Annotated in this window: 14 protein-coding genes; 9 read left to right on the top strand and 5 right to left on the bottom strand. The window is 63.6% G+C overall.

Going from position 1 to position 22,146, the window contains the following annotated elements:
• A partial coding sequence (locus tag AC07OP_RS29185; protein WP_495103077.1) for an amino acid adenylation domain-containing protein occupies nt 1-9,572 on the bottom strand: 9,572 nt, incomplete at its 3' end.
• Between the two features lie 210 nt (nt 9,573-9,782).
• On the opposite strand from AC07OP_RS29185, the gene AC07OP_RS29180 reads away from it, so the two are divergent.
• Complete coding sequence (locus tag AC07OP_RS29180) at nt 9,783-10,034, top strand: type II toxin-antitoxin system HicA family toxin (RefSeq protein ID WP_027607491.1); 252 nt, start codon at nt 9,783-9,785, stop codon at nt 10,032-10,034.
• Complete coding sequence (locus AC07OP_RS29175; RefSeq protein ID WP_065939763.1) at nt 10,031-10,396, top strand: type II toxin-antitoxin system HicB family antitoxin; 366 nt, start codon at nt 10,031-10,033, stop codon at nt 10,394-10,396. Before AC07OP_RS29180 ends, AC07OP_RS29175 begins: the two co-directional genes overlap by 4 nt.
• 23 nt (nt 10,397-10,419) lie before the next feature.
• On the opposite strand, the gene AC07OP_RS29170 is transcribed toward AC07OP_RS29175, so the two are convergent.
• From AC07OP_RS29170 to AC07OP_RS29155, 4 genes are all read right to left on the bottom strand, one after another.
• Nucleotides 10,420-11,592: an MFS transporter gene (locus AC07OP_RS29170; RefSeq protein WP_495103076.1), complete on the bottom strand. Its 1,173-nt coding sequence runs from the start codon at nt 11,590-11,592 to the stop codon at nt 10,420-10,422.
• 40 nt (nt 11,593-11,632) lie between these two features.
• On the bottom strand, nt 11,633-12,988 hold the full coding sequence (locus AC07OP_RS29165) for an MATE family efflux transporter (protein WP_065939766.1): 1,356 nt from the start codon (nt 12,986-12,988) through the stop codon (nt 11,633-11,635).
• 254 nt (nt 12,989-13,242) lie between these two features.
• A complete protein-coding gene (locus tag AC07OP_RS29160; RefSeq protein WP_495103075.1) occupies nt 13,243-14,331 on the bottom strand; it encodes a hypothetical protein in 1,089 nt (362 codons plus the stop codon).
• A 261-nt stretch (nt 14,332-14,592) separates the two neighbouring features.
• The gene (locus AC07OP_RS29155; protein WP_495103074.1) at nt 14,593-15,423 is read right to left on the bottom strand and encodes an IclR family transcriptional regulator; all 831 of its coding nucleotides are present in this window, start codon (nt 15,421-15,423) and stop codon (nt 14,593-14,595) included.
• A gap of 240 nt (nt 15,424-15,663) precedes the next feature.
• Between AC07OP_RS29155 and AC07OP_RS29150 the strand changes: the two genes are divergently transcribed.
• The 7 genes from AC07OP_RS29150 to AC07OP_RS29120 are packed head-to-tail and all read left to right on the top strand — an operon-like array spanning nt 15,664 to nt 22,103.
• Nucleotides 15,664-16,692 (top strand): ABC transporter ATP-binding protein, encoded by a 1,029-nt coding sequence (locus AC07OP_RS29150; RefSeq protein ID WP_495103073.1) that lies wholly within the window; start codon nt 15,664-15,666, stop codon nt 16,690-16,692.
• On the top strand, nt 16,689-17,534 hold the full coding sequence (locus tag AC07OP_RS29145) for an ABC transporter permease (protein WP_495103072.1): 846 nt from the start codon (nt 16,689-16,691) through the stop codon (nt 17,532-17,534). The genes AC07OP_RS29150 and AC07OP_RS29145 overlap by 4 nt, the downstream gene beginning before the upstream one ends.
• Before the next feature lie 4 nt (nt 17,535-17,538).
• The gene (locus AC07OP_RS29140) at nt 17,539-18,333 is read left to right on the top strand and encodes an ABC transporter permease (RefSeq protein ID WP_065939770.1); all 795 of its coding nucleotides are present in this window, start codon (nt 17,539-17,541) and stop codon (nt 18,331-18,333) included.
• Nucleotides 18,333-18,623, top strand: coding sequence for a (2Fe-2S)-binding protein (locus AC07OP_RS29135; RefSeq protein WP_065939771.1), 291 nt, complete (start codon nt 18,333-18,335; stop codon nt 18,621-18,623). Before AC07OP_RS29140 ends, AC07OP_RS29135 begins: the two co-directional genes overlap by 1 nt.
• Entirely contained in the window at nt 18,620-19,963 is a 1,344-nt protein-coding gene (locus AC07OP_RS29130; RefSeq protein ID WP_495103071.1) for an FAD/NAD(P)-dependent oxidoreductase, read from the top strand. Before AC07OP_RS29135 ends, AC07OP_RS29130 begins: the two co-directional genes overlap by 4 nt.
• Nucleotides 19,960-21,057, top strand: coding sequence for an NAD(P)/FAD-dependent oxidoreductase (locus AC07OP_RS29125; RefSeq protein ID WP_495103070.1), 1,098 nt, complete (start codon nt 19,960-19,962; stop codon nt 21,055-21,057). The genes AC07OP_RS29130 and AC07OP_RS29125 overlap by 4 nt, the downstream gene beginning before the upstream one ends.
• Before the next feature lie 14 nt (nt 21,058-21,071).
• On the top strand, nt 21,072-22,103 hold the full coding sequence (locus tag AC07OP_RS29120) for an ABC transporter substrate-binding protein (RefSeq protein ID WP_115489123.1): 1,032 nt from the start codon (nt 21,072-21,074) through the stop codon (nt 22,101-22,103).
• Nucleotides 22,104-22,146: the final 43 nt, after the last annotated feature.

Below are 22,146 nucleotides of genomic sequence, written 5' to 3'. Positions count from 1 at the left end.
TCGCTGTAATCGGCCCATTGCTCGGTGCGATCGATGGCCAGCGTCTGCATGCCGTCGGGAATCGGCAGTTGCGGCAACGCACTGGTATGGGTCAGCAGCAGTTGCGCGCGGCTGTCCTGCATCATGTACAGCAGGCGGTCACGCGGGTATTCGATATCCAGCGGCACATATACACCGCCGGCTTTCATCACCGCCAGGAACGCCACCAGGCTCTCGGCACTGCGCGGCATGGCAATCGCCACCCGCACTTCGGGGCCGATGCCACGGGCGATCAAGGCATGGGCCAGGCGGTTGGCCTGGCGGTCCAGCTCGCCATAACTCAGGGTTTGCGCATCGAACTTGACCGCTACCGCAGCGGGGTTTTCCCGCGCCCGGTCGGCCACCAACTCATGCACCAGGCGCTCGGCCGAAAAGCCGGCATCGGTCTGGTTCCACAGTTGAAGGATGTGCCGTTGCTCATCCTGGTCCAGCAGGTTCAGTTGGCTGACGAGCTGCTGCTGATCGGCAACCATCGCCTGCAACAGGTTCTGCCAGTGGCAGGCCATACGCTCGATGGTGGTGGTGTCGAACAGGTCGGTGGCATAGCTCAGCGACGCGCGCAATTGCGCCTGGGACTCCTCGATATCGAGGGTCAAATCGAACTGCGCAACCGCCTCATCCCAACTGACCGGGCTGAGCTGCAAGTGCTCGAGGCGCTGGAGATGCCCGCCTGCCAGGCTGACATGGTGGTTGAATGCGACCTGGAACAACGGGCTCAGGCTCAGGCTGCGCTCGGGCTGCAATGCCTCGACCAGTTGCTCGAAAGGCAGGTCCTGATGGGCCTGGGCCTCCAGGGCACGCTGTTTGACCTGGGCCAGTAACGCGCGCACGGTGGTGTGCCCGTCAATCTCCGCCTGGAGTACCTGGGTGTTGACGAAAAAGCCGATCAGGCGCTCGGTCTCGATCCGGTTGCGGTTGGCGATGGGCACGCCGACGCGAATGTCCTGCTGCCCGCTGTAGCGGTGCAACAACACCTGGTAAGACGCCAGCAACAGCATGAACAACGTCACGCCCTCACGCTGGGCGAGCGTCTTGAGCTCATCCAGCAACGGCGCCGCCAGCGGGATGTTCAAGCGCGCCCCCCGATGGGTCGGTACCGCCGGGCGCTGATGATCGAACGGCAGTTCCAGCACCGGTTGCTCGCCGCCAAGCTGACCGCGCCAGTAATCCAGCTGCCGCGCCTTCTCCCCCGCTTCCATCCAGCTGCGCTGCCAGAGGGCGTAGTCCACGTACTGGATGGGCAGGTCAGGCAATTGCAGCGGTTGGCCCTGGCTGTAGGCGGCGTAGAGCTGGACCAGCTCGTCCACCATCACCTGCATCGACCAGCCGTCGGAGATGATGTGATGCTGCACCAGCACGAGCACGTGCTCATCCTCGGCCAACCGCAACAAGCTGACACGCATCAGCGGCCCCTGGCGTAAATCGAACGGCTGGGTGATCAGGGTTTCCACCAGGGCTTTCAGGCCGCCCTCGTGGGTTTGGAGCAAAGCAAGCTCGAGGCGCCCTTGTGGCTTGATCACCTGCACGGTGCGCTCGCCCTCCTGTTGCAGGTGCGTACGCAGGCTTTCGTGGCGCGCCACCAGCGTGTCGAAGGCACGCTGCAATGCTGATGTGTCCAGGCGGCCTTTCAGACGCAATGCGCTCGGCACATGGTAGGCCGCACTGTGCGGGTCCAGTTGCCAAAGGAACCACTGACGCTCCTGGGCGTAGGACAGCAACAGTGGCTGGTCACGCTGGACGCTTACCAACGCCGGCGTCGAATCACCCTCGGCGCCCAGCGCCCGGACAAAATCCGCCAGCAGCGGGTGCTCGAACAGCGCCTTGAGGCTGACCTCGACCCCCAGGCCATGACGTACACGGGACACCATCTGTGTGGCGAGCAACGAATGCCCGCCCATGTCGAAGAAGTGATCGTTGAGCCCTACCCGCTCGGCCCCCAGCACCTGGGCCCAGATGGCCGCGACCTGTTGCTCCAGCTCTGTGATCGGCGCGATCCAGTCAACCTGGGATTGGCTGGCGTCGGGCGTGGGCAGTGCGGCACGGTCCAGCTTGCCGTTGGGGCTCAGTGGCAGGCGGTCCAACACCAGCAGGTGCGCCGGGACCATGTAGTCCGGCAGCTCGTCGCGCAGCGTAGCCTTGAGCTGGGTGCGCCATTGCGTTTGTTGCGCTTCGGACAGTGGTCGGTTGGCGACGATGTAGCCGACCAGTTGGTTGTCGGCAGCGATCACCAACGCCTCGCGCACACTGGCCTGGGCCAGCAGGCGCGCTTCGATTTCGCCCAGCTCGATGCGGAAACCACGGACTTTGACCTGATGGTCGATACGCCCCACATACTCGATCATGCCGTCGGCGCGATAGCGCGCCAGGTCACCCGTGCGGTACAGCCGGCCCGCACCGTCGGCGCAGAACGGATCAGGCACAAAGCGTTCCGCCGTCAGGTCGGGGCGGTTGAAGTACCCCCGCGCCAACAGCGGCCCGCCGATCACCAACTCGCCCGCGACCCCCACCGGTACCGGGTTGAGGTTGGCGTCCAGCAGGTAAATGGCGCGGCCGTCCAGCACACGACCGATCGGCATCATCGACGGCAAGGCTTCGCGCCCGTCGACGTACGCGGCGCAGTCCAGGGCGGTGGCGGTAACCGTGGCCTCGGTGGGGCCATAGGTATTGAGCAGGCGCACGTGGTGCAGACCGGCTTCACGCCAGGCGCTCAGGCCTTCGGGCGGCATGGCTTCGCCACCGATGTGCAACTGGCGCAAACGCCCGTAGTCGCGCGGGCCACGCTCGGCGAAGTCACGTACCAACGCCAGCCAGTAGGCGGTCGTCAGGTCGACCACGGAAATATCGTGGTCGAGCAATTGCCGGTAGAACGTGTCGCTGTCCCACAGCTCGCCACCACGCACCACCACCGCGGCACCGCAGCACAGCGCCGGGTATAGCTGCTCGACGAAACCGTCGAAGTTGAAGGTACCGAATTGCAGCACGCGATCATGGGGCTGCAGCGCGAACAGCTCGGTAAAGACTTCCACATGCCGCGCCAGGGAGGCCTGGTCGATGCCCACGCCTTTCGGGCGGCCGGTAGAGCCGGACGTAAACATCACGTAGGCCAGGTTGCTCGGCAACGCCCGTGGCGCCGGGTTTTCCCCGCTGTAGTCGGCCAGCCAGCCGGCGCCATCTTCCAGGCAGACCAACGCCAGGTCGGCGGTCAGCGGCAGTTGCTCCAGCAGCGCCTGCTGGGTCAGCAGCAGGTGCAGGCCGCTGTCCTCGATCATGCATTGCAGGCGCTCGGCGGGGTATTTCGGGTCCAGCGGCACGTAGGCGCCACCGGCCTTGAGCACCGCCAGCAGGCCAACGATCATCGCCAGGGAACGGTCCACCGCGACGCCCACCAGGGTGTCGGCGGCGACGCCCAGTTCAACCAGGCGATGGGCCAGGCGGTTGGCGCGCAGGTTGAGTTCGGCATAGCTCATGCGCTGCTCATCGAGGATCAGCGCGACGTTGTGCGGACACAGCGCCGCCTGTTGTTCGAAGCGCTGCAACACGCTCGCCTGGGCCGGGCGTGCGACATCGCGCGGGTTCCATTCCTGGAGCACACGCAGGTGTTCATGGGGCCGCAGCAAGGGCACGGCGCCCAATGCCTGCCCGGGGGCATCGGCGAACTGCTGCAGCAGTTCCTGCAGGTACGCACCAATGTGCTGTACCGCGTTGTCGTCGAAGTCTGCCCGCTGGTATTCCACGTGCAGGCTCAAGTGTTGGCCGCCGTGAATCGTGAGGGTCAGCGGGTAGTTGGTGCGTTCCTGATGGCTGACGCCACTGAAGCGCAGGCCATCCTCGCCCGACGACTCCAGGCTCTTGGCCACCGGGAAGTTTTCGAACACCACCAAGGTGTCGAACAGCGCCTCGCCGGCCGAACCGCCCCAGCGTTGAATATCGAACAGCGGCGTGTGCTCGTGCTCGCGCATTTCCACATTGAGCGCCTGGACGCTACGCACCCAGTCGCCGACGCTTTGTGACGGATTCGCCACGGCGATCAGCGGCAAGGTGTTGATAAACAAGCCGACCTGTTGCTCGACATTCGCCAGCTGCGCCGGGCGCCCTGACACGGTGACGCCGCAGGCGACGCTGGCCTGGCCGGTGTAGCGCTGCAGCAGCAGCAACCACGCCGATTGCACCAGGGTGTTGAGGGTCACTTGATGTGCACGGGCGAACGCGGCCAGATGGCGGGTTCGGGTTTCATCCCACTCCCACAGGATCTGCCCATAGCCGTCGCCGCTGTGTGGCGCGGTCCTGGCGATGCTGCGAGCCAGATGCGTGGGCGCGTCCAACTGCGCCAGGCGCTCGCGCCAGAACGCCTCGCCCAGCGCCGGATCCTGCTGTTGCAGCCAGGCAATATGCGCGGAAAACGCCGCGCCTGTCGGCGGCAATGCCAGGCCCTTGCAGGCTTGCAGCACCTCATTGAGGACCAGGGCATTGCTCCAGCCATCCATCAAGATGTGGTGGCTGGTGTAGATCAAGTGCCAGCGCTCTTCGCTGACCCGCACCAGCGCCACCCGCAGCAACGGCGGACGGGCCAATTCGAAGCCCTGGCGCTGGTGTTCGGCCGCCAGGTCGTCGAGCGTCGCGCCGGGGTCTTGATGCCCGCGCCAGTCCAATGCGTCGAACGGCAGGCTGACCTGGCGATGCACCACCTGCAGGGCCTGGCCCTGGTCGTCCTGCCAGACAAACCCGGTGCGCAGCATGTCGTGCCGCGCCAGCACCTGTGCCCAGGCACGCTGGAACAGCTGCACGTCGACGCCTTGCACATCCGCGCGCAACTGGCTGACGTAGACGTCGTCCTCACCCTGTTGATAGAGGCTATGGAACAGCATGCCCTGCTGCATCGGCGACAACGGGTACACGTCCTGTACGTCACGGGCGGGCAGCGCGAGGTCGTCCAGCTGCGCCTGGGTCAGTTGCGCCAGGGTCACGTCGGCCGGGGTCAGGCCGCCCTGTTGCGGATCGATGCAATGGGCGATCAGCGCCAACAGCTCCTGCCGATAGTCATCCGCCAGGCGCTGCACCGTCGCCACCTCAAACATCTCGCGGCTGAACCCCCATTGCAGGGTCAGCTCACCGCCGTACACCTGCCCTTCCACAGTCAACCAGTTGGCCAGCGGCGCCTCGGCATCCTGGGCCTGGCCGCTGCCCTGGGTAGACGGTACAAACAACGCGGATTCGTTGAACTGGCGGTCGAACTGGCCCAGGTAGTTGAAGGTAATGCGTGGCGCGGCCAGGTTCGTCAGGGCTTCGCGGGCCGCAGGCGGGCCGAGATAGCGCAGCAGACCGTAGCCGATGCCTTTGGCGGGCACGGCACGCAGTTGCTCCTTGACCGCCTTGATCGCAGCCGACAGCTCGCCGCCGGCTTGCAGGCGTACCGGGAACAGGCTGGTGAACCAGCCCACGGTGCGGGTCAGGTCGACACTGTCGAACAGGTCTTCGCGGCCATGGCCTTCCAGCTGGATCAGTGCGGCGGCCTGGCCGCTCCAACGGCTGACCACCCGCGCCAGGGCCGTCAGCAGCAGGTCATTGACCTGGGTGCGGTAGGCCGCTGGCGCGTCCTGGAGCAGTTGACGGGTGTGCTCGGCGTCAAGGCGGATTTCGAGCTTGCTGCCCAAGCGGTTTTGCAGGCCGCCCTGGGGGTTGTCGCACGGCAAGTCCGCGTCCGCCGACTGCGCCTGCCAGTACGCCAACTGATCGTCCAGCGTGCGGGCATGGGCTTGCAACTGTTCGGCCCATAGCTGGTAGGCGCTGGTCTTGGTCGGCAACGATGCCTGCCGGTAAGCCTGTTGCAGGTCTTCCAGGACGATGCGCCAGGACACGCCATCGACCGCCAGGTGATGGATCACCAGCAGAAGGCGCTGGCTGCCATCGGCCATGCTCACCAACGCGGCACGCAGCAGCGGGCCTTGCGTCAGGTCGAGGCTGCGCTGGGCCTCATCGCACAGCGCCGCCAGCTCATCGTCGCTGCTGGCTTGTGCTTGCCACAGGCCCGGCGCGGTGACCGGCGCGGCATAGGCTTGCTGCCAGGTGTCGGCCTGTTGCACAAAACGCAGGCGCAAGGCGTCGTGATGGTTGATCACCTGGGTCAGGGCGGCTTCCAGGCGTGCCGGTTCCAAGCGCTCGCGCGGGGTCAACAACAACGATTGGTTCCAGTGGTGACGCGCAGGGATCGCCTGGGCGAAAAAGCCTTGCTGCACCGGGGTGAGGATCACCTCGCCGCTGGCAGGGCCTTGGTCGATAACGGGGGAGTGCTCGAAGCTGGCCACCAACGCCAGGCTGCGCACGCTCTGGTACTGGAACAGGTCGCGCGGGCTGAGGCGAATCCCCGCCTGGCGCGCGCGGCTGACCACCTGGATGGAGATGATCGAATCGCCGCCCAGTTCGAAAAAGTTGTCGTCCAGGCCCACCTGCTCGACGCCGAGCACATTGCTCCAGATCTCCGCCAGGGCTTTTTGCAGGTCGTCTTGCGGCGCGATATAGGCCTGTTGTGGCGTTGCATCCGGTAACGGCAGGGCCTTGCGGTCGAGCTTGCCGTTGGCGGTCACCGGCAGCTTGGCCAGGGGCACCATATGGGTCGGTACCATGTATTCCGGCAGGCTGCCGAGCAGCCAGGCCTTGAGGTCGGTGGGCGCCTCGCCCTCCAGCACCAGGTAGGCCACCAGTTGTTTGCCGCCGTGTACCAGCACCACCGCCTCACGCACCGCCGGGTGTTGCATCAGGCGTGTCTCGATTTCACCCAATTCGATACGCAAGCCACGCAGCTTGACCTGGTGGTCGAGACGGCCAAGGTAGTCGATCACACCGTCATCACGCTGGCGCACCCGGTCGCCGGTACGGTACAAGCGCGCGCCGTCACCGAAGGGGCTGGGCACAAAACGTTCGGCGGTCAGCGCCGGACGGCGGTGGTAGCTGCGCGCCAGGCCGGTGCCGCCGAGGTACAGCTCGCCGGCCACGCCGGCAGGCACCGGGTTGAGCTGCGCGTCGAGCACGTAGGTGCCGAGGTTGGCGATCGGACGGCCGATGGGCACGGCGTCACGGCCTTCGTCGATGCAGGTCCAGTGGGTCACGTCGATGGCCGCTTCCGTCGGGCCATAGAGGTTGAACAAACCGGCCTGGGGCAGCTTGGCGAACACCTGCAGTTGCGCATCCAGGGGCAAGGCTTCGCCGCTGCACACGATACGCTTGAGGCTGGCGCAGCGCGGCACGTCCGGCTCATGGATAAACGCCTGGAGCATGGACGGCACGAAGTGCAAGGTGGTGATCCCGTGCTCGCCAATGGTCTCGATCAGGCGCGCCGGCTCGCGGTGTTCGCCAGGGGCGGCGACCACCAGGCGGGCGCCGGTCATCAGCGGCCAGAAGAACTCCCACACCGACACATCAAAGCTGAACGGGGTTTTCTGCAGCACCGCGTCACTGGCATCCAGGCCGTAGGCGTGCTGCATCCAGCACAGACGGTTAACCAGTGCGCGATGGCTGTTGCCGGCGCCCTTGGGCTTGCCGGTGGAACCGGAGGTGTAGATCACATAGGCCAGGTTCAGCGCGTGGATGTCGACGACGGGCGCTGCGACGCTGTAAGCGTCGAGCCAGCCGGGCGCCTGGTCGAGGCGCATCACCCGAATGCCTTCGGCAGGCAGCAGTGGCAGCAGGCTGTGCTGGCTGAGCAGCAGCTGGATGCCGCTGTCTTCGATCATGTAGGCCAGGCGTTCCTGGGGATACTCGGGATCGAGGGGGACGTAGGCGCCGCCGGCCTTGAGCACGGCCAGCAGGCCGATGACCATCTCGATGGAACGCTCAACGCAGATACCCACCAGCGCATCAGGACCGACCCCGTGGTCGCGCAAGGCATGGGCCAGCTGGTTGGCACGGGCGTCGAGTTGCGCGTAGGTCAGCGTGGTCGCGCCGAACACCAGCGCCGGCGCATCCGGCGTGCGCTGTACCTGGTCTTCGATCAGGTGATGAATGCCACGCTCGGTGGGATACGCTTGCGCGGTCTGGTTCCAGGTGTGCACCAGCCTCTGTTGCTCATCGACGGCCAGCATCGGCAACTCGCCGATACGCTGTTCGCCATCGGCCACCATGGCCTGCAACAGGCTGATCCAGTGGCGTGCCATCCGCGCGATGGACGGCGCGTCGAACAGGTCATTGGCGTAGGTCAGCGCGGCGTGCAAGGTGCCGGATTTTTCATAGGTGTCGAGGGTCAGGTCGAACTGGGTGGTGCGGCCTTGCCACTCCACCAGGGCCAATTCCAGGCCGGAGGCGGTGCTGACCGAGGCGATGTCGGCCACCACCGGCTGATGGTTGTACATCACCTGGAACAGCGGCGTATGGCTGAGGCTGCGCTCGACCTTCAGGGCTTCCACCAGGCGCTCGAAGGGCAATTCCTGGTGCGCCTGGGCGCCAAGGGCGTGCTCCTTGATACCTTGCAGCAACTCGGCGACGCGGGTTTGCCCGCTCAGCTCAGTGCGCAGGACTTGTGTGTTGACGAAGAAGCCGATCAGCCCCTCGACTTCCGTACGGTTGCGGTTGGCGATCGGCACGCCGACGCGGATATCGCCCTGGCCGGTGTAGCGATGCAGCAACACATTGAAGGCGCCGAGCAGCAGCATGAACAGGGTGACGTTGTGCTGTTGCGCGCAGGTGCGCAACTGCGCGGCCAGCGCCGGCTCAATCGCGAAGGTGTGGCGGGTGCCCTGATAGCTGGGCATGGCCGGGCGCGGGCGGTCCGTCGGCAGTTCCAGCACCGGATGCTCATCACCCAGGCGCGCCTGCCAGTAGTCCAATTGACGGGCCTGCTCGCCGGCTTCCAGCCAGCGGCGCTGCCACAGGGCGTAGTCGCTGTACTGGATCGGCAGCGCCGGCAATGGCGGCGCTTCGTTGCGCTCATGGGCATCGTAGAAACGAATGAACTCGTCGATCAACACGTTCATCGACCAGCCATCGGAGACGATATGGTGCAGGGTCAGCAGCAGTACGTGTTCCTCGGCATCGAGCTTGAGCAGTTGCACGCGCAGCAGCGGGCCGTGTTCCAGGTCGAACGGCAGCAGCGATTGGCGGGTGGCTGCATCGTTGACGGCGTGTTCGCGTTCGGCCGCGGCCAACGCCGTCAGGTCCAGTTGCTCAATGGCCAACGGCGGCTGTACGGCCACCTGCATCAGGCGCTCATCGGCCTGGCGCTGGAACACCGTGCGCAGGGTTTCGTGCCGGTCCACCAGGCTGGCAAACGCCTGCTCCATGGCGCCCAGGTTCAGCGCACCCTTGAGGCGCACCGCGCCCGGCAGGTTGTAGGCGCCGCTGCTCGGGTCCAGTTGCCAGAGAAACCACATGCGCTGTTGCGCATAGGACAGCGCCTGGCGGTCCTCTGCCTCCACGCCGGCCGGAATCGGAAACCGCGAAAAATCCACCCCTTCTTTCTGCAGTGCCTGCAGGAACAGCTGGCGTTTTTCCAGGGGCAACCCGATAAACCGGCGAGCAAGTTTCAAGGAGTCTTCAGCATTCATTTGTTGGAGTCCGGAGCAATAGGCAGGAAGCACAAAGGCACGTCGTCCCTATAAAACGAACCGGACAGGGAAAAATTAGCGGGGGATGGGAGGCGTAGAGCGAGCTGTCATCAAGGGTTACATCAATCCTCGGGAAAGACCCACGAACCCCAGCTAGCATTGACGAACACCACTTTTTGCAACTACATTTAGTTACACGCAGGGAACGCCGTGTCCAAAAATGAAAAGCTGCTCGCCAAATTGCTCAACGAGCAGATGGCATTTACCTGGCCAGAGCTCGTCACGCTGCTGCGTCGTCTCGGCTACACACAGATTGAGGGGGCTGGAAGCCGGGTCAAGTTCGACATCGGCGATCCGAGCGCAATGATCACCTTGCACAAGCCTCATCCCGGCAACGAACTGAAACACTACATTCGGCGCCAGATCATCGAACAATTGAAATCAGGAGAACTGATTCAGTGAACAACCAACTGAAACACAATGGCTACATCGGCTCTATCGAAGCAAGCCTCGAAGACAATTGCCTGTTCGGCAAGATCCTGTTCATCAAGGCACTGGTGAGTTACGAAGGCAAAACCGTCGCGGAACTGGACGCCGCGTTTCGCGAGGCGGTGGACGACTACCTCGCTACCTGCCAGGCCCTTGGGCAAACACCGGAGAAACCGTGCAAAGGCTCTTTCAACGTACGGGTCGGCCACGACCTTCATCTTGCCGCCGCCCTTGAGGCGACACGTAAAAAGGTGACCCTGAATGACCTGACGCGCCAGGCGCTGAACGAATTCCTGCAACACCACCGAGGGGATTCCTGCCCCGTGACTGGCTGACGTTTCATTGTGGGTTGTGATGCTCAACCCAAGCGCCGATACCCCAACACCGCTGACCCCATCACCACCGCCCCCGCCGCCAACGCCACCCAGAACCCGCTGGCTGCCCCGAAGTGATCGATCATCCAGCCGGAGCTGGCGGCACCGATGGCCACGCCGATGCTCAGGCCGGTGATCAGCCAGGTCATGCCTTCGGTCAGGCGGCTCGCGGGCACGCTCTTTTCCACCAGGGCCATGGACACGATCAGGGTCGGGGCAAAGAACAGTCCGGAAATGAAGATGGCCACTGCCAGGCCCGGAATGTGGGTGACCAGCAGCAACGGCAAGGTGGTCAACGCCGTGGCCACGCCGCAGAACAGGAACTGCCGGGGCAGCGGCGCCTTGAGCTTGAGGGTGCCAAAGGCCAGCCCCGCCAGACACGAGCCGATGGCGTACACCGAGAGCACGATGCTTGCCGCCGCCGGCTGGCCCTGGTGCTGGGCAAAGGCCACGCTGACCACATCTACTACGCCCACGATGACCCCCATGGCCAGCAGCAGGATCATCAGGATCAGCACCGACGGTGAGGCGATCAGCCAGCCCCGATGGTGAGCGTGGTGTTCATGCACCGGGGGTTCGGTCGCGCGTTGCAGCACAAACGTGGTAACCCCAACCGCCAGCAGCAGCGCGGCCACCAGCGGCCCGGCCTCGGGGAACAGCACCACGCTCAAGCCCACCGAAATCGGTGGACCGATGATAAAGCACACCTCATCCAGCACCGATTCCAGGGCGAATGCGGTTTGCAGCCTGGGCTGGCCGCGGTACAGCTCGGTCCAGCGCGCCCGCACCATGGCGGACATATTCGGCATGCAGCCCGCCAGGGCAGCAAACAGGAACAGCGTCCAGGTCGGCGCCTGCAACCGCGTGCACAGCAACAGCAGCAACAGCGCCCCGCCGCCGATCAAGGCGGCAATCGGCAGCACCCGGCCCTGGCTGTACCGGTCCACCAAGCGTGACACCTGCGGCGCGCAAAACGCCGTGGCCAGGGCGAACACCGCCGCCACCGAACCGGCCAGGCCATAGCCGCCGTGCACCTGGGAAAGCATGGTGATCAAGCCAATACCGGCCATGGACACCGGCATGCGTGCCAGCATGCCGGCCAATACGAAGGCCCGAGCGCCAGGAACCTGGAACAATTCGGCATAGGGGTTCGCCATGACTTAAACGCCTTGAGTCCTTAAATTGCGCATCCTTTTATCACACCAACCGCTTGATCTGCTTATGCCGCCACACCAGCCGGTAGTACGCGGCCTGCAACCCCAGCATCGCCAGGTACGTCACCGGGAACGCCATCCAGACGCCTTCCAGGCCGAAGTGCGCATTCAGCAGGTACGCCATCGGTAGCTCGACACACAACACGCAGAAGATCGAAATCGCCACCGGCATCAGCACCACGCCGCTGGCGCGCATGATCCCGCCGATCACGGCCTGGAAGCCGAACACGAGGATGCTCCACAGCATGATGTGCAGCAGGTGCTCGGCATTCACGCGTGCAGCGTCATCGGTGATGAACAACCCGAGCAACCAGTGCGACAACAGATAGCCCAGCACAATCAGGCCCCCGGTCAGGCACGTATTGATCAACAGCCCGGTACGCAGGATCGGCCCGATACGCTCCAGCCGCCCTGCCCCAATCGCCTGGGCGCCGAGGATCGACGCGGTGATGGCAATCGACAAGGCCGGAAACTGCACGTAGTTGACGATCTGCGTCACCGCGCCATAGGCCGCCGTGGCCTGAGACCCATGGCCATTGACCAACGCCAGGATGACCAGCTCCGAGAGCGACAACACCACCATCTGTAGGCCAGTAGGTAAGCCGATGCGTAGGACCTTTCCCAAAATCACGCGATCCAGGCGCAAGGCCGCGAGCAACTCGCGGTCCGGTGCCATCACATGGTTTTTATGGCGCAGGCGCAGGATCAGAAACAGCATCGCCGAAGCATTCCCCACCAGGCCTGCGTATACCGCACTCTGGATACCCAAGGGCGGCAGGCCGATCCAGCCGCGAATCAGCGCCGGCGTCAGCAGCAGGCCGACCAGGGTCGAGACCATCAGCGCCAGCAGCGGCGAGATCGTGTCGCTGACCCCGCGCAACAGCTGGGTGTAGAGGATAAATACCAGCAGCAGCGGCATGATCAACATCATCATCTGGGCATAGCCCACGGCATCATCGAGTACATCGATCGGCGTACCCAATGCCTGCAACGCCGGGCGCGCAAACAGACTGCCCAGCACCGCTGCGATCAGGCCCACCAGCGCACCAAGGGTCAGGGTGGCGCCGGTAATCGCCTTGACCATCCCGGTTTCCTGCGCCCCCCAGGCTTGGCCGATCAGCACCGACGCGCCCGCCCCCAGGCCGATCACCAGCGCAATAAAGAAAAATATGATCGGGAACATCCCCGACACCGCCGCCAGTGCCTGGGTGCCGAGCATTTGCCCGACATAAATGCCGTTGAGGGTGCCGGAAAAACTTTGCAGGAAATTGGACAGCACCATCGGTGCCAGAAAGATCAGGTAAATCTGCCACAGCGGGCGTTGCAAAGGGCTTTGCATGAAAAACGGGGCCTCGGAGAACTAAAGCGTCCGAGGGTTATACCGTACTTGGATCCCATCTTCCCGTGCTTTATCCGGTTGCAGGCCCGTGACCTGGCAAGCCATCAGGCGATACGCTTGCCGGTCGCACCTGATCTGTTCCGATAGATCGTACCGGCGGCCATCCGGATGGACGTGACGCGTGGGAAACGCACCATAAAAAGGTTTTCGCCCATCCGTTTTTGCATGGCCCTGTAAGTCAAACCTTATCCGGTCTACTTAGTATTCCTGAGCATATAGTCAAGGTTGTGTATATCAAACCGACCGTCCTCAACCCCGCGCCCAGAGTCGCTAATGCCAATATCCAACTCCCGTAGAAGTCCTGGACGCAGCAGCATCTCAGCCGCCGCTTCACGCGCGTCGGGGTTGAATGTTCGATCCGACGGAATCACACCTGCGGCTTCTTTCAACTCATTGACATTAACGTAGCCGTCGTTAGCGCCAGCGGTGTACTGCCTGAAATTATCTTTTATGACTTGAACAAGATCGTGATCGCTGACAGCCTTGAATTTGTTCGATGCGTCACCTAGATCATCCCTGGAAAACGCACCGTCCAACTTTCCGCTGCGGCCTTGGTCGAGTTGTTTGAATTGATCGCCCCGTGACAGCATTTCCTGAGCAATCTCCATCTCATCTTGAGTGGCTGGCCGACCATCCAGGTGATATCCGCCCGCAACTGAACTCAGAGACTTGTCAGTGATGAATCCTGGCTTATTCGGATCTTCCAGGGCGCCGAAACGGGCCAGTACTTTATTGGAAAAGTCTTCCTTGCTGTCGTTGGCATAGGGTCTGAATTCAGACCTCGGAGCCTGACCGCCGTAGGCGCCCCCTGTGTAAGAAGGCTGCGGCGCAAAATACTCTTGATTCATGCGTAGTTGGCGCATACCGCCGAACATGCCACCCAGGCCGGTTTGCATGCCCCGCGAGTTGGAGAACATGTTTTGCGTGGCATACAGAGCCATAGTCTCTTGCACATCCCCTGGGCTGATAAGGCCATCTTGCTCGCCGCCGTTGGTAATACCGTCCAGCACGTTAGCCATTTCAGGATTACGGGTGATCTCCCGGGCGAGCATTGTCATCCGATCATGGTAGGTATCTCCGCTCATTGGACGATTGCCCGCGTGCTCAAGCGAGTCACGGGAAACGAAGGGAGACCCTGGCGTTCTGAAGTAATCGAAGTTGTTTGCAAACTCTCCCAAAATACGCGTGGGAGGCAAGCCTGCACCACTATGTGCAGGCTGACCTACGCCACGCCATTGGCCATTGCTGAGTGGCATAGGGGAAAAGGCAGGTTCATTTTTCATGCAATTTCGCGCAGGCGGACAAAACATGCTCATAGTAGTACCTCGGTAATGGAATCCTTCACTGCCAGCCCAGGACACCCCCGCCCTGGATCAACGTTCCATGTGTGGCGGCCTGCAACTTAACGGTTCCCATGATCCGGGATAAAAGGACAATCGACTGCACGAACATGATATTTCCATGTTCAGACCAAGCCCCGTACCACTTAGAGAAAAACCCTCACGACCAAGTAGGCATCGCCTTCTGGTTCAACGCCGCCCAGGTCAATCGCCAAAAGCCATCGAGGGCCGGCGCAAAGTCGGGTCAAATGGGTTGATGCGCGGCCCGATCGCCGTCGCTTCGCGCTTGAGCAACTCCACCACCATCGGCAACCGGCTTGGCCCCAATCGATCACTGATGGTCGCCACACTCAACGCCGCCACCGCATGCCCATCGCGATTGAGGATCGGCACCGCCAACCCGGCCATGCCTTCCAGCACCCCTGTATTGCGCGCCGCGTAGCCCAGGGTGCGCACGTTCTCGACCTCCGAGCGCAGCAGCACTTCGTCGTACAGGTGGAAGTCCTTGAGCCGTGGCAGGTTGTAGCGGATCACCGTCTCGCGCTCTTCCTCCGGCAAAAACGCCAGGATCGCCAGGCTGCCCTGCCCCACGCCCAGCGCAACGCGGCCGCCGATATCGCCGGTGAAGGTGCGGATCGGGTACGGGCCTTCGCTGCGATCCAGGCAGATCGCATCGAAGCCGCTGCGCGCCAGCAGGAACAACGAATCCCCCAATGAAGCGCTCAAGCGCAACAGGCTTGGCCGCACCAGGTCGCGCAGGTTGCCGGTCTTGCCCGCGTTGGCCGCCAGGGCGAAGAACTCCAGGCTCAGGCGGTAGCGTTTGCTGCGCGCGTCCTGCTCGACCATGCCTTCATCCATGAGGCTGCGCAGCAGGCGATGGGTGGTGGGCTGGGACAAACCGACCTGTTGCGCGAGCTGGGTCACGCGCTCGCCGCCCTCGGGCACTTCACCCAAGGCCCGCAGCAGCGCAAACAGCCGAGACACCCCGCCAGCGCCGACTTCCTTATGGGTTTCATTCCGCTCAATGGAATCCATAGCACTTAATCTCACTTCTAATTTTGATGAATGAATAAAATTGAAAATAGTAGTCCGTTGAGTGAAATTCCATCTTCCGCCCATCCTAGTCTTCGTCCTAATCTGCGTCCACAGGGGCGAAATGAACAACTAACGGCAGCCGACCCAGATCGAGCGCCAACGCACCCGCAATACCCTTTTCGCATCTGCCCAAAACAAAAAAGCGCGTTTCGACGCGACTCAAAAAGGTGGAACGCAGACATGGCATTTCTCCAACTCAACGCCTTGAGCAAACGCTACGGCGCCGTCGACGCGGTGGTCGCCACCGACCTTGCGGTGGAAAAAGGCGAGTTCGTTTCCCTGCTCGGCCCCTCGGGCTGCGGCAAGACCACCACCCTGCAAATGATCGCCGGCTTCGTCGACGTGAGCGGCGGGCAAATCCTGCTCGACGGCCGCGACATCACCCACGCCAAGCCCGCCAGCCGTGGCCTGGGCGTGGTGTTCCAGAGCTATGCGCTGTTCCCGCACATGAGTGTGCGCGACAACGTCGCCTTCGGCCTGAAGATGCGCAAAGTGCCAGCCGCGGAGATCGCCGCCAAGGTCAAGACCGTGCTCGACCTGGTGCGACTTGCGCCCCATGCAGAGCGCTACCCACGGGAGTTGTCCGGTGGCCAACGCCAGCGCGTGGCCCTGGCTCGCGCCCTGGTGATCGAACCGCCGGTACTGCTGCTGGATGAACCGCTGTCGAATCTGGACGCCAACCTGCGCGAAGAGATGCAGTTCGAGATCCGCCGCATCCAGTGCGCCGTGGGCATCACCACCTTGATGGTCACCCACGACCAGGCCGAAGCACTGTCCATCAGCGACCGTGTGGTGGTGATGCAGGCCGGGCGCGTGACCCAGATCGATGCGCCGTACAGGCTCTACGAACACCCGCGCACCCGTTTCATCTCGGACTTCGTCGGCAAGGCCAACCTGTTGCCGGGCGACTACGACCAGCTGGGCACGCCGCAAGTCCGCCACGAAAGCGGCCACGGCGAGCTGACGCTGAGCCTGCGCCCGGAAAAAATCAGCTTGGTAGACGCAGGTTCGGGTCGCCTGCAAGGCACAGTGCTCGACCACTACTTCTTCGGCAGCCAATGGCTGTACCGCGTCCACACCCCTCTCGGCGAAATCACCGTAGTGCGCAGCAACGATGGCAGCGCACCAATGGGCAACGGCACAGCGGTCGGCCTGGACTGGCAAGCCGGGCTGCTGCGGGTGCTGGCAGCGGATGAGGTGCACCCATGAGCCGGGGTTACTGGCTCTCGCTGCCGGCACTGCTGCTGTTTGCCGGCCTGTTGCTCCTGCCGCTGTGCCTGACCCTGGTGCTGTCGTTCAACGTGTTCGACTACCAGGTGGGCATAAAGGGAGATGAGTGGACACTGGCCCATTACCTGGCGTTGTTCAGCGACTCATACTTTTACGAGATCTTCTGGCGCACCTTCTGGATCAGCGCGCTGGTGACCCTGCTGTGCGTGGTGATCGGCGTGCCTGAGGCCTACATCCTCAGCCGCATGGGCACGCCGTGGCGCTCTATCTTCCTGATCCTGATCCTCACGCCGCTGCTGATTTCGGTGGTGGTGCGCGCCTTCGGCTGGAGCCTGCTGCTCGGCGCCGACGGCCTGGTGAACCAGGTGATCCAGGCACTCGGCGGGCGCCCGGTGAAGCTGCTGTACACCCCGTTCGCAGTGATTATCGCGCTGGTGCATGTGATGCTGCCGTTCATGATCATTCCGGTGTGGACCTCCCTGCAAAAGCTTGACCCATCGGCCGAACAGGCAGCCTTGTCGCTGGGGGCGAGCCAGGCCACGGTGATGCGCAAAATCGTGTTGCCCCAGGTCATGCCGGGGGTGTTGTCCGGCACCCTGATCGTGTTCGGCCTGGCCGCCAGCTCGTTTGCGATCCCCGGCCTGCTGGGCGGGCGGCGCCTGAAAATGGTCGCCACCGTGGTGTACGACCAATACCTCTCGGAACTCAACTGGCCCATGGGGGCGACCATCGCGGTGGTGCTGCTGTTGGTCAACCTGCTGATCATGCTGAGCTGGAACCGCATGCTCGAAAGCCGCTACAAAAAATCCCTGGGGGTTTAAGCGCATGTCTAGAAACGGTCCTTTGGCCCTTGGTTTCCACAGTTTGGTGGTGCTGTTCATGATGGCGCCGCTGGTGGTGGTGTGCCTGGTGGCGTTCACGCCAGAGAACACCTTGAGCCTGCCCACCTCGGGCTTCTCGTTGCGCTGGTTTCGCGCGGTGTTCGAGCGCGCCGATTTTATCCAGGCGTTCTACAACAGCCTGGTCCTGGCGTTTACCGCCGCCACGCTGGCGACGCTGATTGCGGTGCCGGCGGCGTTGGCGATCAGTCGCTATCAGTTCCTCGGCCGCAACTTTTTCAGCGCGCTGTTCCTGTCGCCGATCATCATCCCGCACCTGGTGCTGGGGGTGGCAATGCTGCGCCTGTTTGCACTGATGGGGGTCAACGGCAGTTTTACCTGGTTGATGCTCGCGCATGTGGTGATCATCACGCCGTATGTGCTGCGCCTGGTATTGGCGGCGGCCATCGGCATTGATCGCAGCGCCGAGCAGGCTGCCGAATCCCTCGGCGCCGGGCGTTTTACGCTGTTTCGCCAGATCACCCTGCCGATGATTCTGCCCGGCGTGGCCGGGGGCTGGTTGCTGGCGTTCATCAACAGTTTCGACGAAGTGACGCTGTCGATCTTTGTCAGCTCGCCAGCCACCCAAACCCTACCGGTGCGCATGTATGTGTACGCCACCGAGTCCATCGATCCGATGATGGCGGCGGTGTCGGCGCTGGTGATCGCGCTGACGGCGGCGACCATGATTCTGCTCGACCGCGTCTACGGCCTGGACCGCGTGCTGGTGGGGAAACATTGATGGCCTTGTTCAAACGATTAGCCGAAACCGAGCGCCCCGCCCTGGCCTTCACCCTCGACGGGCAAGCGGCCACCGGCTTGCTCGGCGACACCCTGCTGACCGCCGTGCTGACCTGCGCCGAGCACCTGCGCGGCAGCGACTTCAGCGCCGAACGCCGCGCCGGTTTCTGCCTGATGGGCGCCTGCCAGGATTGCTGGGTGCGGCTGGCGGATGGGCGCCGTGTGCGCGCCTGTTCGACGCTGCTCGAAGAAGGCCTGGCGATCAGCCGCGAACCGGGGCGCCAAGCATGAAGCCGGTCGTGATTGTGGGCGCCGGTCCAGCGGGAATCAGCGCGGCGCGCACCCTGCTCGACCATGGCATCCAGGCGTGCCTGGTGGATGAGAGCCTGCGCGGTGGTGGGCAGATCTATCGGCGCCAACCCCTGGGATTCCAGCGTAAGGCCAAGCAGGTATACGGTTTTGAGGCGAGCAAGGCTGAAGCCGTGCACCGCACCCTGGACGAGTTGGCGCCGTTGATCGACTACCGGCCGGAAACCCTGGTGTGGAATGCCGAGGATGATCGTCTGGATATGCTCAATAACGGCCGTGCCGAGAGCGTCGAGTATTCGCGGATCATCGTCGCCACCGGCGCCACCGACCGCATCCTGCCGGTGCCGGGCTGGACCTTGCCCGGCGTCTACAGCTTGGGCGCGGCGCAGATCGCCTTGAAGTATCAGGGCTGCGCCATCGGCGAGCGCGTGGCGTTTTGTGGCAGCGGGCCGTTGCTGTACCTGGTGGCCTATCAATACGCGAAGGCCGGGGCCAAGGTGGTGGCGGTGCTCGACAGCGCGCCGTTCAGTGCGCAGTGCCGTGCGTTGCCGGCGCTGCTCGGGCAACCGGCGACCTTGGCCAAGGGCATGTATTACCGCGCCTGGCTGAGCGCCCATGGGGTGCCGGTGCATCAGGGCGCGACGCTGCAACAGATCGAGGGTGAACAGCGGGTCAGCGGTATTCGTTGGGATACGCAGGGGCTGGCCTGTGACGCCGTGGCCTTCGCCCATGCCCTGCGCAGCGAAACCCAGCTGGCGGATCTGCTCGGCTGCGAATTTGAATGGAATGCCTTGAACCGTGCCTGGTTGCCGCGACGGGACAGTGCTGGGCGCAGCAGCCGCGAAGGCGTGTACCTGGCAGGCGACGGCGCCGGGATCATGGGTGCGGATGCCGCACAGATGGCCGGTGAGCGGGCGGCGCTGGCGGTGCTGGAAGATGCGGGCGTGGCCATCGATCATCGCCGCCCCGCTGTGCTGGAGCAGCAACTGGCAGGCATCCAGCGCTTTCGCCAGGGTTTGGAAACGGCGTTCCCCTTCCCCGAAGACTGGGCGACGCAGGCACCGGATGAATTGATTGTGTGCCGCTGTGAAGAAGTCAGTGTCGGCGATATACGCGCCGTGGTGGATGAGGGCCACTGGGAGATCAACCGGGTCAAGGCCCATTGCCGGGTCGGCATGGGGCGCTGCCAGGGCCGCATGTGCGGGCTGGCGGCGGCGGAAATAGTCGCCGAGCGCAGTGGGCGCGGGATTGAAAACGTCGGCCGCTTGCGTGGCCAGGCACCGATCAAGCCGCTGCCGTTTGGCGTGGAGGTGCTGCCATGATCGATGTCATCGTGTTGGGCGGCGGGATCGTCGGTGCTTCAGCGGCCTTGATACTGGCGCAGAAAGGCCAGCGCGTGGCCCTGGTGGAGCGCGACTTTTGTGGCTCGCATTCCAGCGGGGTGAACTACGGCGGCGTCAGGCGCCAGGGTCGGCCGTTGCATCAGTTGCCGTTGTCGCAGCGCGCCCATCAGCTGTGGGCCGACTTGCCGGGGTTGATCGGCATCGATGGCGAATACGTGCGTTCCGGCCATTTGAAACTGGCGCGCAGCCATGGGGATTTCGCCGCGTTGCAGGCGTATGCCGAGCACACCCGAGGCTTTGGCCTGGGCTTGCAGTTGCTCGATCACGCCGAACTGCGCGCACGTTTCCCCTGGGTCGGCGATATCGCGGTGGGCGCCTCACTGTGCCCCGAAGACGGCCACGCCAACCCGCGCCTGGTATCGCCTGCCTTCGCCCGCGCCGCGCAACGCCTTGGCGCATCGGTATACGAGCAGGCCGACGTGGTGCGGATCGAACATGACAGCCGCCATTTCCACGTGTACTGCGCCAACGGCCTGCACCTGCAGGCCCCTTGGTTATTGAACTGCGCCGGCGCCTGGGCCGGCACCCTCGCCGCGCAATTTGGCGAGCCGGTGCCGATCATGTCGGCGCACCCGGCCATGCTGGTCACCGAACCGCTGCCGGTGGTGATGAACGTCAGCACCGGTGTTGAAGGCGGCGGGATTTATGCGCGGCAGGTGGCCCGGGGCAATTGCATACTCGGCGGCGGTCGCGGCTTTGCCCTCGGGCCTAAACAGGCGCGTCCGGGGCAAGCGGCGGTGCTGGAGATCCTGCGCAATGCCGGCGAACTGTACCCGTTCCTCAAGGGTGCCCAGGCGATTCGCACCTGGAGCGGCACCGAAGGTTATCTAACCGATCATGAACCGGTGATCGGCCCCAGCAGCACCCAACCGGGCTTGCTCCACGGTTTCGGCTTTGCCGGCGCCGGGTTCCAGCTCGGTCCTGCGGTCGGTGAAGCCTTGGCAGAGATCGTCTGCAACGGGGCCAGCCGCCAACCCATCGAAGCGTTTTCCATCCGTCGTTTCCAAGCCTGAGAGGAAAAACATCCATGAACCCACGTATCGCGCTGTCCTGCTTGTCCCTCACGTTGCTCGCCTCCACCGCCCACGCCGCACCGACGCTGTACCTGGGCATGAACGGCGGCACCATGGAACGGGTGTACGCCGACAAGGTGTTGCCCGCGTTCGAGAAGGCTAATAACGTCAAGGTGGTGATCGTCCCCGGCACCTCGTCGGACATCCTCGCCAAGGTCCAGGCCAACAAAGACAACCCACAGATGCATGTGATGTTCCTCGACGACGGCATCATGTACCGCGCCATCTCCATGGGCCTGTGCGACAAACTGGCGCCAAGCCCGACCCTGGCGCAGATCCCGGACAAGGCGAAGATCAAGGACCAAGCCGTGGCCGTGACCCTGGGCGTCACCGGCCTGGGCTACAACGCCCGCATGTTCAAGGAAAAAGGCTGGGCCGCGCCGACCTCATGGATGGACCTGGCCGACCCACGGTTCAAGGAAAAAGTGGTGTTCCAATCCCTGGCCTCCTCCACCTTCGGCCTGCACGGTTTCCTGATGTTCAACCGCCTGCAGGGCGGCGACGAAACCAACGTGGAGCCCGGCTTCAAGGCCTGGCCAAAAACCGTCGGCCCCAACGTGCTGGAATACATCGCCAGCTCGGCGAAGATCTCCGAGATGGTGCAGACCGACGAAGCCGCGATCTTCCCCCTCACCCCGACCCAGGTCGCCACCCAGAAACTGCTCGGCGTGCCGATGGAATATGCACAGCCCAAGGAAGGCGCGGTGGTGCTCAACGTCGCCGAATGCGTGATTGCGCGCAATGACCAGCCGGAACTGGCGCAGAAACTCGCCGCCTTCCTGCTGACCGCCGAGGCCCAGGCCCCGGCACTGGAAGAAGGCGACCAGATCCCGTCGAACCCAACCACACCCACCACCGACAAAACCCGTGCACGGGTGGAAGCGATGCAGGGGTATTTGCAGACGGCGATTTCGATTGATTGGGACCAGGTGAACCAGGCGCGGCCGGAGTGGAATGCGCGGTGGAGTCGGTCGATTGAGCGGTAGGCTGGCATAGCGGTCACTCCCACGTGGTTGACGTGGGAGCTAC

It is taken from the genome of Pseudomonas sp. GW821-FHT09D08, assembly GCF_059416305.1.
The sequence above is the reverse complement of the archived record's forward strand: the minus strand, read 5'-3'. Positions and strand labels throughout refer to the sequence as shown.